Genomic DNA, 11794 nt, shown 5'->3' with positions numbered 1-11794 from the left:
AGTCAAGAGTTTTTTCAAACTTTTTTCTTTTCTCTTCGCTGTCCTTCGTGGCTGTTGTCAGCTCATCGTCGGTCAGTGGATGCGCATTATAGGGAGATCTCGGATTAGCGCAAGTGTTTTTTTAAAATAATTTTCTGTTCGCCTTTTTTTTCAACAAAACGCGGAAAAACGCTCTATTTCTATGCTGATAGAGTAAAATCCAAACAGCTTTCTATAGCTGACTCACGTAAGATAGAAGATAAATTATGGTATAGGTAACCTTTATTATGCAATTTAGCGAACAACGTTCAGCTTCTCAAAAAAATCTTTCTTATATTGTTGCTGAAAAATTGGGTAAACAAATTCTTTCTGGCCATTACGAACCTGAATCTTTGTTACCAGGAGAAATAGAATTAGCAGAGTTACTCTCTGTCAGTAGAACCGTTATTCGAGAAGCAATAAAAATGCTTGCAGCAAAAGGGATGCTTTTACCACGCCCAAGAATAGGTACTCGAGTAACGCCAATGCAGAATTGGAACTTATTAGATAATGACCTTCTTAATTGGTGGATAGATAGTGGTGAATTTAATAAAGTCAGCCATTATTTCCATCACGTGCGTTTGGCCATAGAACCTCAAGCTTGTTATTTAGCTGCATTTAATGCAACTGAAAGCCAAAAACAGTCTCTTGCTTTATTTGGCAAAGAAATGCAGTTGCTTGATGAGAATTTTGACAGACAACATTGGTTAGATATTGATACACAATTTCACTACCTTATTTACCAAGCAAGTGGTAATCCATTTTTTGCTTCTTTTGGTTCTTTGTTCCTTTCTGCTTATAAAAAGTATTTTGATCTTATTGTGGGTAATGAAACCGTACAACCGGAAACACACAACCAAATAGTTCAAGCTATTATTGATGGTGATGGAAATAAAGCACGCTACCTCTGTTTAATCTTATTAACAAGTGATTGAATAGTTTTAATACAAAAATTGAAGGTTTTCTGTATATAATGAAGCGATAATCAAAATATAGAACAAAGACGGTATATGCTTCATGTTGAAATCCGCCAAAAATATGTCTGGGTTGCCTTGGATAGCTGCAATGGCTTTTTTTATGCAGGCTCTCGATGCAACCATTCTTAATACAGCATTACCTGATATAGCCAAGAGTCTTAATCACTCACCTCTCGCCATGCAATCGGCCGTTATTAGCTACACATTAACTGTGGCATTATTAATTCCAGTTAGTGGATGGCTAGCCGACAGATTTGGAACTCGCCAAATTTTTATTATTGCGGTTTCTTTATTTTCTGCTGGCTCTTTATTATGTGCACTTTCTCCTAACCTCTCTTTTCTTGTTATTTCACGAATTATACAAGGAATAGGTGGAGCAATGATGATGCCAGTTGCACGCCTTGCTTTATTAAGAGCCTATCCACGTAGTGAATTATTACCCATTCTAAATTTTGTCACTATGCCGGGATTAGTAGGCCCCATAGTAGGGCCTCTTTTAGGAGGGATTTTAGTTACTTACGCCTCTTGGCATTGGATATTTATTATAAATATCCCTATTGGGCTATTAGGTATTTTCTATGCCATAAAGCATATGCCTAATTTTACTATGCCAAAACGCAAATTCGATTTACTGGGTTTTATTTTCTTTGGCTTTGGCTTAGTGATGCTTTCCGTTAGCCTTGATCTTTTTGGTGATAAAAATATCTCTCGCTATATCCCTATAGCCGTTATTTTAGGTGGTTTTTCTCTACTTGGTTTATATATTAATCATGCGAGACGCCACCAGCAGCCTCTGATCCCATTAAATATTTTTAAAACACGAACATTCTCTGTCGGGATTGCAGGAAACATTGCAACAAGACTAGGAACTGGCTGTATTCCTTTTTTAATGCCACTTATGTTACAAGTTGGCTTTGGCTACCCTGCAATTGTTTCCGGTATGATGCTGGCACCAATGGCTCTGGGCTCTATTTTAGCCAAATCATTTGTCACAAAGATCTTAGTGAAATTTAGCTATCGCCGAACGCTCTTTGCTATCACTATTATTATTGGTTTGATGATCGCTCAATTTTCACTTCAGTCTCCTGACATGTCTATTTACTATCTTGTTATCCCACTCTTTTTATTAGGTGTGGTCATGTCGATACAATTTACATCGATGAATACAATTTCATTGGCTGACTTAACAGATAATAATGCAAGTTCAGGAAATAGTGTTTTAGCTGTTACTCAACAGCTGGCTATTAGTTTTGGTATTGCTGTCAGTGCGTCTATCTTAGGATATTTTGATACTGAAAACGTTGGTACTACTGTTGATAACTTCCACTATACTTTTATTACGGTAGGTATTATTACATTACTGTCCTCCTTCGTGTTTTTACTCCTCGATAAACATGATGGCGATAACCTAACGAATAAAAAGAAAAAGGCCTGATAGTTTTATTCAAACTAAAAAGAGAGCTTATGCTCTCTTTTTCTTTATATATAGATAGAAAAAATGCTCTACAAGGATGATGCTAAAAAAGTATCCACTTCATGACGCCAAGGTACTGATGGCTGAGCGCCAGCTCGAGTAACAGCAATGGCAGCAGCAGCATGAGCAAACCTAATCGCTGGCATCATAGATTGCCCCTCTAATAAAGCGGTAATTAATGCACCATTAAATGTATCGCCTGCTGCGATAGTATCAACAGCTTTCACTTTAAATGCAGGAACAATACAACCTTTACTATTTTGCTCGCTAACCCAAACTCCACGGCTTCCTAGTGTAATCAGAACTGTTTTAATACCTTTATGATGTAGAACATCCGCTGCTTGTTGAGCACTTTCATCATCTATGACTTTAATTCCTGTCAGATATTCAGTTTCTGTTTCATTTGGAGTAATAATATCGACAAGAGATAACAACTCATCAGGTAATGCTTGAGCAGGTGCAGGATTTAGTATTACTTGCACATTTTCTTGTTTCGCTATTTCAGCCGCTTTTAATACAGAATCAAGTGGCGATTCTAATTGCATTAACAGAGCATCAGCTTCTTTTATAATATTCCCATGGCACTGAACGTAATTTGTATCTAATCGCCCATTAGCACCAGCATGAATACCTATAACATTTTCACCCTGTTGATTAACGAAAATCAACGCAACACCTGTTGCTACATCGTCAATTAACTCAATACTCTTGGTATCAATGTTATCTGTCATTAATTGAGCTTTAGCTTTTTTACCAATATCGTCATTTCCTAAACAAGCAAGAAAAGAAATATTCGCACCACAACGCCCAGCTGCGACCGCCTGATTAGCTCCTTTACCACCAAATACCATTTGAAATTGGTTACCTGAAATGGTTTCACCAGGAAGCGGAAAATGAGCAACATTAAGAATATGATCAGCATTAACACTACCTAAAATCACAAGTTTCTTCGCTTCCATGATTTTTCCTTACTCTCAATAATAAATTCTAAATGCACTGAATAAATAACATGCAATATTTTAAACCGATCATCTCAGCAACATTAATGAAAAAACGTGATCACCATCGAAACGTTTCGCTAGTAAAACAAAAAAGAACCAAAAATAAGCAGTAGGAAGCTGAATCGATTTTTGTTATAAACAATTTGTGTGCTAATAGAATGTTTGACTATATGTCAGCAATCCTTTTCTGATATTTTCGGGGAATAATGAAAATAAGTACCCACTATTAGGAGTGTTTATGCAACTTGCAGAGCGGATTTCACAACTTAGTCAATATCTTGAAACTGGGCTTTATGAGCGACAATCAGCTATCCGTCTTTGTTTACTTGCAGCACTCAGTGGTGAGAGTGTTTTCTTACTTGGCCCTCCAGGTATCGCTAAAAGTTTAATAGCCAGAAGAATGAAAGAAGCCTTTAAAGAGGCTAAAGCGTTTGAATACTTAATGACGCGTTTTTCAACACCTGAAGAAATTTTTGGTCCTTTATCTATTCAAGCTTTAAAAGATGAAGGGAAATATCAGCGTTTGGTTGAGGGATATTTGCCTGATGCTGAAGTTGTCTTTCTTGATGAAATATGGAAAGCCGGACCCGCAATTCTTAATACGTTATTAACGGCGATTAATGAGCGTAAATTTAGAAATGGGGAAACTGAAGTCAACATCCCAATGCGCTTATTAGTTTCAGCTTCGAATGAATTACCTGATTCAGATAGTAGCCTTGAAGCGCTTTATGACCGAATGCTTATTCGTATTTGGCTAACAAAAGTTCAAGATAAGAAAAACTTTCGCGCTTTACTCGTTAATAAAGAAGTTGGCTCTTTTCATATTCCGTCTCATCTTCAAATTACCACAGAAGAATTTTCACGCTGGCAGTCAGAATTAGAAAAAATCACATTAGATGACCACTTATTTGATTTAATTTATCAACTTCGTGAGTCTTTAGATAAAAGTGATGCAGCTCCTTATGTTTCTGATAGACGTTGGAAAAAAGCGGTACGCCTTTTACAAGCTAGCGCTTTTTTTAATGGCCGTAGTGCTATTTCACCATTAGATCTTATTTTATTAAAAGATTGCCTGTGGCATGACCAAGCATCATTTGCATTATTAGATAAATTATTACAAAGCCTTTTAACAGAACAAGCTTACCACCAGCTAGAATTGATCAGAAAAACAGAGGGTTTGTGGGCTGAGTGGATGCAATCAACGAGAAGCAAACAAGATCAACAAGCTTTTCGTTTTGAAAAACAAAGTGGAATGTTTGGCCGTAATGTTCATTTTAATCTGCCAGAAAAAATACAGGCAGATAAATACACACTGTTTTTACACATACCTCTGCATATTCATAGTATTCAAGTTAATTTTATTACATTTGAACACAAAGCCTTGGAAAACTTCTTATCCAAAGGAGAAGAATTGTCTGCACGTTTAAATGGCATTGGTTTTCCTCAATCTATTCATGCTCAAATTCGTCAAGATGGCGTATTAGAAATTTTAGATGTAAGTCGACGCACAACTTCTCTTTACCAACAACAAGAAACAGCACCTACGCCTCTTATTGAAAATAACAAAGAGTGGCAAGACAAATTAAAAGATCTGACTCAAGAAATTTATGGTGAACAAGAAAAATTTAATCATCATCAACCAAATTTATTTATTGATAATGATTGGCTTATTACCATCGAGCAAAGTTTTGTTCAGCTAAATGAAAAACTCTCTCAATTAAAAAGCCAAATAAAGTGATGAGATTATGCTGACACTTTCAACATTAGATATGCTTTTAGCTATAAATGAAGGACAACTTATCGAAGAAGTTATTATTGCTATATTAGCCTCTCCTCAATTAGCTGTTTTTTTTGAAAAGCACCCAAGATTAAAAAAAGCATTACTTAAAGATATCCATCAATGGAAAAAAAGCCTACAACAAAGAGTTAAAGAAACATTAGTACCGACTATGATTGCTGATGAATTTGCTCTTTACCAACAAACACAATCATTAGGTAATGCAATATTTAATCAGCAAGTTGAACACATCCTTGCTGAATTAAATAAATTAGATTCCTCTTTTATTGAAGAAGCCTCTCAGCTTATCAAAACAAACAAACCGTTTTCTCCTGCTCAGCAAGCGTTGTTTATCCAACACTGGCGGGTAAGTTTAATTTTCCAAGTCACGGCATTACACAAAGCCTTATTTGACCAAGAGCAAGAGCAACTCCTGGCTGAACTTCAGGAACGTTTAGCGCTAAGTGGGAGTTTAAGTAATACATTCTCTGAAAATGAGCGTGCAGCAGGGCGTTTATGGGATATGAGTAAAGGTGTTTTAACAAAAACCCCTTTCGATGAGAAAATTATTCAGCGTTATAGCGATTTTCTCGATCAACAACCTGAATTACACAAACTAGCAAGTTTACTAGGTCGTAGCAAAACAGCCAAATCTCTTCCTGAAGAGAGTGTTATTTTTGAACCTATAACTATTGTTGAAAAAGCGCCGGATACAACACCGGAGCAAGTCAACGGAATTGGGCTCAGTGATGATATTTTACGCTTACTTCCCGCTGAGCTCGCCTTGTTAGGTATTAATGAAATTGAGTATGAGTTTTATAGAAAGCTGGTAGAAAAACAACTTAATACTTACCGATTACAAGGTGATAATTGGCAAGAGCGTACGGTCTTACGCCCAGTAACTCATCATCATGATGAAGAAAGACCGAGAGGGCCTTTTATTGTATGTATTGATACATCAGGTTCAATGGGTGGTTTTAATGAACAGTGTGCAAAAGCTTTTGGGTTAGCATTAATGAAAATAGCGCTTGCAGACAATCGTTCGTGTCATGTGATGTTATTTTCAACGGAAACGGTTCATTACCAGTTATCCTCATCTAACGGCCTACAAGATCTTATCAAATTCTTAAATCAATCATTTAGAGGGGGCACGGATTTAAGTGCATGTTTGGATGATGTTGCAGAAAAACTAAATAGCCCAGCATGGAAAGATGCTGATGCTGTTGTTATTTCTGACTTTGTCGCCCAAAGGTTACCCGAAAACCTAATCAACAAAATCAAAAAAAGCCAACAGCAACAGCACAATCGCTTCCATGCGGTTACCCTATCCAATTACGGTAAACCCAGTATCATGAAAATCTTTGACCATATATGGCGTTTTGATACTGGATTAAAAAGTCGCTTACTTCGACGCTGGCGCCAATAATTACAGCATATCAGCGAAAGCTAAACGGGTGTCTTTTTCCCACACACCGCACTGTACTTGACCAATATGCTCTTTTTGCAGAAGTAGCATCACTAAACGCGATTGGCCAATACCACCACCAATGGTTTGTGGCATATCGCCATGCATTAATGCTTTGTGCCAATCAAGTTCTAGGCGCTTAGTATCATCGGTTAATGTTAACTGACGCATTAATGTTTCAGGATCGACACGGATACCCATTGATGACAACTCAAAAGCATCTTGTAATACTGGGTTCCAGACCAAAATGTCACCGTTTAAACCTTCAAATCCATCTTCGTTTGGTGTCGTCCAGTCATCATAATCAGGTGCTCTAACATCATGAGATTCACCACTTGAAAGTTTTCCACCAATACCAATTAAGAAAACGGCACCATATTCTTTCGCAATCGCTTTTTCACGACCTTTGGCATCAAGGTCAGGATAACGGCGCAATAACTCTTCAGTGTGGATAAATTGAATTTGATCTGGCAGGAACGGTACCAGACCAAATTCTTCGCTGACGGCTTTTTCAGTTTCTTTTATTGCCTGATAGATTTTACCCACTGTCTGCTTAAGATAAGGAACTGTACGATCCTTAGCTTCCATCACTTTTTCCCAGTCCCACTGATCAACATAGACAGAGTGGATCTGAGTTAAGCGATCTTCGTCTGGTCTCAACGCTTTCATATGTGTATAAAGACCCTGACCAGAACTAAATCCAAAACGACCTAATGTTTTACGTTTCCATTTTGCTAATGAATGGACAACTTCAAAGGTAGAATCTGGTAAAGATTTGACTTTAACTTGTACCGCCTTCTCATGCCCAGATAAGTTATCTTGAGTTCCATCACCAAGGCGACTTAAGATCGGTCCTTGAACTTCAATCAGTCCTAATTCTTTTTCCAGCAGACGAGAAAAATATGATTTAACAAAGCTAATTTGCTGTTGAGTCTGAATGAATGATTTTTCCATTTTTATATCCCTAGTGGTGATGTCGTGTTTCGCTGATATAGATTAAGCAACAAAACAGGTACTAAATTCAATATACTTCATTAAAAATAGCCTTGCTTGTTTTAAATTGTTAAAAATAACGCCATAAAAATGTATTATCGTTAAAAACAGGAGGAGTTTATGGACAATATTTATCAGATCGATAATCTCGATCGTGACATACTTCACGCATTAATGGCTAATGCGAGAACACCTTACGCTGAATTAGCCAAAAAATTCGAAGTAAGCCCGGGCACAATTCATGTTCGTGTTGAGAAAATGAAACAAGCAGGAATTATTACGGGAACGCGTGTTGATATCAGTGCAAAGCAATTAGGTTTTGATGTCTGTTGCTTTATTGGCATCATTTTAAAGAGTGCAAAAGATTACCATACAGCATTAGATAAGTTAGATAAGTTAGATGAAGTCGTAGAGGTGTACTACACAACAGGACAATACAGCATTTTTATTAAGGTGATGTGTAAAAGCATAGAAGCACTACAAGACGTACTTATCAACAAAATTCAGACGATTGATGAAATTCAATCAACAGAAACATTGATCTCTCTGCAAAACCCGATAATAAGGACGATCAAGCCATAAGGGTAAATTCTTATTTTTTTTTATAACCACATTATCCACAGGTAGATCCCAAGTGATTCACAGCGTACAATAGCGCGTCTTGAACATAAGGAGATCATTAATGAAAAAAGTCACTCTAATTAGTGGCAGTACCATGGGTAGTGCTGAATATGTCGCAGAACACCTTGCAGAGATCTTATCTGAGGAAGGTTTTGAGACTGATTTACACCATGGCCCTTCACTTAATGATCTTCCTAATGAAGGGATCTGGCTGGTGGTTACTTCCACACATGGTGCAGGTGATATTCCTGACAACCTACAGCCTTTTGCTGATGAGATTTCGGCAGACTCTATTGATCTTAGCAATATCTCTTTTGGTGCTATCGGTATAGGAAGTAGTGAATATGACACTTTCTGTGGTGCGATCAGAACATTGGATCAAAAATTAATAGAAAAAGGGGCTACTCGCCTTGGTGATCGTCTCGAAATTGATATTCAAAAGTATGACATTCCGGAAGATCCAGCTGAAGAATGGATAGCTTCTTGGAAAAATTTACTTTAATTTGCACAAAAAAACAGCAAACAGATGTGGATAACTCTGCTCAAAAGCAGGGGTTAACCCGTAGTTATCCATTGTATAAGCCTCTATCAAGAAATGACCTGTGTATAACTCGTCATTTTGATCCCAGCTTATCAGCAGATAGATCACGGATCATTCACAGTATATGATCCTTTACACTTTTATGATCTTTAAATAGAAAATCCACTTATCCACAGAGGATCGCTTCCTTAATAAAAGATCTAATAAAGAGATCTTTAAATAAAAAGATCTTTAAATAATTACCTGCGGATCTGCTCGCTTGTATCTGTCAAAAAGTTGAGTAGAATTCGTTTTCCCAATGCAACACATTCAGCATTCGTAACATTTAAGGTTCACACATGTTTTATCCAGAACACTTTGACGTCATTGTCATCGGTGGTGGTCACGCCGGTACAGAAGCCGCTATGGCTGCAGCTCGTATGGGGCGTCAAACCCTATTACTGACCCACAATATTGATACTTTGGGCCAAATGTCTTGTAACCCAGCTATTGGTGGGATTGGTAAAGGGCATCTGGTAAAAGAGATCGATGCCATGGGTGGATTAATGGCAACAGCCATTGACCATGCCGGTATTCAATTTAGAACCCTTAACGCAAGTAAGGGACCCGCTGTAAGAGCAACAAGAGCACAAGCAGACCGTGTTCTTTACCGCCAAGCCGTTCGTACCACACTTGAAAATCAACCTAATTTGATGATCTTCCAACAACCTGTAGAAGATCTGATTGTTGAAAATGACCAAGTAACGGGTGCAGTTACTCGTATGGGATTAAAATTCCGTGCTAAATCAGTAGTTTTAACTGTAGGAACTTTCCTTGATGGAAAAATCCACATTGGTTTAGAAAACTACAGTGGTGGTCGTGCAGGAGATCCACCTTCAGTTTCACTATCACACCGATTACGCGAATTACCTTTACGTGTTGGTCGCTTAAAAACAGGAACGCCACCTCGTATAGATGCTAGAACTATTGATTTTAGCCAATTAGCTGTTCAGTTAGGTGATACACCAATGCCTGTTTTTTCGTTTTTAGGTAATGTGGATCAGCACCCAGAGCAAATGCCTTGCCATATCACATACACTAACGAAAAAACCCACGACGTTATCCGTAATAATCTTGATCGTAGCCCAATGTATGCAGGTGTCATCGAAGGAATAGGGCCTCGTTATTGCCCATCTATTGAAGATAAAGTGATGCGATTTGCTGATCGTAATTCACATCAGATCTTTTTAGAGCCTGAAGGTTTAACTAGTAACGAAATTTACCCAAATGGTATTTCAACAAGTTTACCTTTTGATGTTCAAATGCAAATCGTAAATTCCATGAAAGGTATGGAAAATGCGAAGATCATTAGACCTGGTTATGCCATTGAATATGACTTCTTCGATCCTAGAGATCTAAAACAGACTCTAGAAAGTAAATTTATCAACGGGTTATTCTTTGCTGGCCAAATTAACGGTACAACGGGTTATGAAGAAGCTGCTGCTCAAGGTATGCTTGCAGGGCTTAACGCTGCACGTTATGCCTATGATCAAGAAGGTTGGTTCCCACGTCGTGATCAAGCTTACATTGGTGTTCTAGTTGACGATCTTTGTACTCTTGGAACAAAAGAGCCATACCGTATGTTTACGTCTCGTGCGGAATATCGCTTGATGCTACGTGAAGATAACGCAGATTTACGTCTGACAGAAATTGCTCGTGAATTAGGCATGGTTGATGATAACCGCTGGGCTCAATTTAGTGAAAAAGTTGAACTTGTTGAAAAAGAACGTCAACGTTTAAGAAATATTTGGGTTCATCCTCAAGCAGATAACCTTTCTGAAATCAATGAATTACTAAATACCCCATTATCCAAAGAAGCCAATGGTGAAGATCTATTGCGTCGTCCTGAAGTGACGTATGAGATACTGAAAAAAATACCTCGTTTTGCACCTGGTATTGACGATTCAAAACCACAAGCGGCAGAACAAGTTGAGATCCAAGTTAAATACGAAGGTTACATTAATCGCCAACAAGAAGAGATCGAAAAGAAACAGCGTAACGAAAACGCGGCATTACCGATAGATCTCGACTACAAGCAAGTAAGTGGGTTATCTAACGAAGTTATTGCCAAACTTAACGATCATAAACCGACGTCTATCGGTCAAGCATCAAGGATCTCAGGTGTAACACCTGCTGCTATCTCTATTTTATTAGTTTGGTTAAAAAAACAAGGCTTATTACGCAGGAGTGCATCATGAGTGACTTACTTAATCGGCTAAAAAAGCTGGCTAAGCAAGCCAATATTGAGCTAACAGATATTCAAGCTGAAAAGCTAACGGGTTATGTGATGATGCTTGATAAGTGGAATAAGGCGTATAACCTGACCTCCGTCAGAGATCCACAGCAAATGCTAATCCGCCATATATTGGATAGTATTGTGGTTAGCCAATACCTTGAAGGTGAAAGATTTATTGATGTAGGTACAGGGCCCGGATTACCAGGTATTCCTTTGGCTATAATGCGTCCCGATCATCACTTTGTCTTATTGGATAGTTTAGGTAAGCGAGTTCGCTTTATGAAGCAAGTTCAGCATGAGTTAGGGCTTCATAACATCGAGCCGGTTCAATATCGTGTTGAAGAGTACCAACCTGAGAAACCTTTTGATGGTGTTATCAGCCGTGCATTTGCATCTATGAAAGACATGCTTTCTTGGTGTTCTCATTTGGTGGCTGAAGAACAAGGGTATTTTTATGCATTAAAAGGACAAATTCATCAAGATGAGTTAGATGAACTTGCTGATAATGGATTAAAAGCACCTAAGAAAGTGATCAGTTTATCCATTCCTGAATTGAATGAACAAAGACATTTGGTGATTATTTAATCAAAACTTACCTGCATTATTGATCTTTTTTTCATTTTTTGTGCTCTGGCGATAATATTTACAATGT

The 11794-nt window shown here is 37.8% G+C and carries 10 protein-coding genes; 8 read left to right on the top strand and 2 right to left on the bottom strand.

The features are described from left to right. Positions 1-266: 266 nt before the first annotated feature. Together DK866_RS18655 and mdtD are read left to right on the top strand one after the other, a co-directional pair. Positions 267-953 (top strand): FadR/GntR family transcriptional regulator, encoded by a 687-nt coding sequence (locus tag DK866_RS18655; protein ID WP_109410117.1) that lies wholly within the window; start codon positions 267-269, stop codon positions 951-953. 82 nt (positions 954-1035) lie between these two features. Continuing rightward, positions 1036-2430, top strand: a complete 1395-nt coding sequence (gene mdtD, locus DK866_RS18650) for a multidrug transporter subunit MdtD (protein WP_109410116.1) — start codon at positions 1036-1038, stop codon at positions 2428-2430. 68 nt (positions 2431-2498) lie between these two features. Here mdtD and rbsK read toward each other — a convergent pair whose 3' ends face one another. Then, a complete protein-coding gene (gene rbsK, locus DK866_RS18645) occupies positions 2499-3428 on the bottom strand; it encodes a ribokinase (protein ID WP_109410115.1) in 930 nt (309 codons plus the stop codon). Positions 3429-3708: 280 nt separating this feature from the next. Between rbsK and ravA the strand changes: the two genes are divergently transcribed. Next, a complete protein-coding gene (ravA, locus tag DK866_RS18640) occupies positions 3709-5208 on the top strand; it encodes an ATPase RavA (protein WP_109410114.1) in 1500 nt (499 codons plus the stop codon). Between the two features lie 7 nt (positions 5209-5215). Further along, positions 5216-6673 (top strand): ATPase RavA stimulator ViaA, encoded by a 1458-nt coding sequence (gene viaA / locus DK866_RS18635; RefSeq protein ID WP_109410113.1) that lies wholly within the window; start codon positions 5216-5218, stop codon positions 6671-6673. Here viaA and asnA read toward each other — a convergent pair whose 3' ends face one another. Beyond that, positions 6674-7666, bottom strand: a complete 993-nt coding sequence (gene asnA / locus DK866_RS18630) for an aspartate--ammonia ligase (RefSeq protein WP_109399003.1) — start codon at positions 7664-7666, stop codon at positions 6674-6676. Positions 7667-7825: 159 nt separating this feature from the next. On the opposite strand from asnA, the gene asnC reads away from it, so the two are divergent. The 4 genes from asnC to rsmG all read left to right on the top strand — a co-directional run bounded on the left by asnC (position 7826) and on the right by rsmG (position 11727). Beyond that, complete coding sequence (gene asnC, locus DK866_RS18625) at positions 7826-8287, top strand: transcriptional regulator AsnC (protein WP_069367404.1); 462 nt, start codon at positions 7826-7828, stop codon at positions 8285-8287. A gap of 100 nt (positions 8288-8387) precedes the next feature. Beyond that, on the top strand, positions 8388-8828 hold the full coding sequence (gene mioC / locus DK866_RS18620) for an FMN-binding protein MioC (protein ID WP_109410112.1): 441 nt from the start codon (positions 8388-8390) through the stop codon (positions 8826-8828). Between the two features lie 377 nt (positions 8829-9205). Further along, positions 9206-11104: a tRNA uridine-5-carboxymethylaminomethyl(34) synthesis enzyme MnmG gene (gene mnmG, locus DK866_RS18615; RefSeq protein ID WP_109410111.1), complete on the top strand. Its 1899-nt coding sequence runs from the start codon at positions 9206-9208 to the stop codon at positions 11102-11104. Beyond that, positions 11101-11727, top strand: a complete 627-nt coding sequence (gene rsmG, locus DK866_RS18610) for a 16S rRNA (guanine(527)-N(7))-methyltransferase RsmG (RefSeq protein WP_109410110.1) — start codon at positions 11101-11103, stop codon at positions 11725-11727. The genes mnmG and rsmG overlap by 4 nt, the downstream gene beginning before the upstream one ends. Positions 11728-11794 lie beyond the last annotated feature (67 nt).

Origin of the sequence: Proteus genomosp. 4 str. ATCC 51469 (assembly GCF_003144375.1) — a bacterium.
In the GTDB taxonomy this organism is placed as follows: domain Bacteria; phylum Pseudomonadota; class Gammaproteobacteria; order Enterobacterales; family Enterobacteriaceae; genus Proteus.
The sequence above is the reverse complement of the archived record's forward strand: the minus strand, read 5'-3'. Positions and strand labels throughout refer to the sequence as shown.